The following is a 1473-nucleotide window of genomic DNA, read 5'->3' as shown; positions in this document are numbered from 1 at the left end:
AACTTCTTAGACTTTTATCTTCCAACGCCATTATATATGTTCCTATAAATTCATAGGCTCTAAATAAATCATTTTTTACTTTTATTTCTATATCATCATTTGGATCAAATGTCATTTTCTGTTTCAGCTTCTTTACCTTATCCATTCTAAGTATTATATTATCTATTATTTTTCTCGCTTTTATTACTTCTTCGTTTGCACCATCAGGAAAAAGTTCTTTTACATATTCCATTTGTTTTGCAGATATATTACACATAATATCATCCACATTACCACCCATATTTATAACATCTTTTATTTTGTATGATATTGACCATTTTGCATCCTTTAAATTCTTATGTAGCTTTTTCTTTTTCTTCTCAGGTAAATCTTCATCTAATTGAGCCAAAATACTGTCTACTTCTTTCAAATAATGCAAAATCCAATCTTTTTGCTTTTTAATCTTTTTTTCATTTTTATCGTTACCCATAATTCCCTCCTTAAATTTCGTTCTTTTATATAATTTAATTTTATCATTTTATTTTCTTTATTCAATAACATTTTTGTAAGATTTGATATTACTTATTTTATTCAAAATATATGTAGAAAATTGTTATATTTATGATTTATAATATTTATTAAATTTCTTATTCTTTTAAAAATTGTATAAAATTTACACCTATATTTTCAAACCTTATATCAATAATAAACAAAGCTTTTTATTTTTTATCTCCTTTTCTATGTTTTATTATGATATAATTTAAAAAAATTATTAGAGGTGATTAACATGCAACGTATAAGTGTTTCTGTATTTGGCTTTAAAATTATTTTAGTATGCATTTTAATAATAATCATTATATGTTCCATCACTAAATGGAGGTTTTCCCATTTCAGATTTTTAACTTATTTTTTCATAACACGCAAACTAAAATCAAAACACATATTAAATATTGAGTATTATGAAGGTCTTGAACCGGCATATGTAGATTTTGATTGTATATTTTTTGCTGCAAATGATAAAGGCTTAACCTTTAAATCTGAAACACCATTTTCAAAAAAAGTCTTTATACCATATGATGATATAAATAAAATTTGTTATAATGTCACTACATTCCATCAACATCAATTTAATATCAATGATAATTTTGAATTTATTGATAAAATATATATGAATATTTATTACAAAAATTCAAATTCTGACAATATAAAAATTATTATCGCAGCAAAAAATTTTGAAGATTTTAGAATGTTTAACACATATGCATATAATAAAGCTAATATTTTAAAGAAACTTCAAGAAGCCATACCAAATAGAATCTTTATAGACGACTCTATTTTTTAACATATAATCACCTAAACCTTTAACCTTTCAACTTAACCACCCCCTTTCAAAATTCGTAATAAAAAAACACCAAACTTTCGTTTGATGTTTTTAGCTGATTTTATATTTTATAATCCTAATTCTTCAAAACTGTATTTTGAAAATGTTTCTAT

At 22.9% G+C, this 1473-nt stretch carries 2 protein-coding genes; one reads left to right on the top strand and one right to left on the bottom strand.

Annotated elements, in window-relative coordinates; translation table 11 throughout:
• A partial coding sequence (locus FGQ49_RS10225) for a hypothetical protein (protein ID WP_138269763.1) occupies nt 1-469 on the bottom strand: 469 nt, incomplete at its 3' end.
• 297 nt (nt 470-766) lie between these two features.
• On the opposite strand from FGQ49_RS10225, the gene FGQ49_RS10220 reads away from it, so the two are divergent.
• On the top strand, nt 767-1321 hold the full coding sequence (locus FGQ49_RS10220; RefSeq protein ID WP_138269762.1) for a hypothetical protein: 555 nt from the start codon (nt 767-769) through the stop codon (nt 1319-1321).
• The last annotated feature ends 152 nt before the right edge of the window (nt 1322-1473 follow it).

It is taken from the genome of Anaerofustis stercorihominis, from assembly GCF_005844425.1.
Taxonomy (GTDB): Bacteria; Bacillota; Clostridia; order Eubacteriales; family Anaerofustaceae; genus Anaerofustis; species Anaerofustis butyriciformans.
The sequence above is the reverse complement of the archived record's forward strand: the minus strand, read 5'-3'. Positions and strand labels throughout refer to the sequence as shown.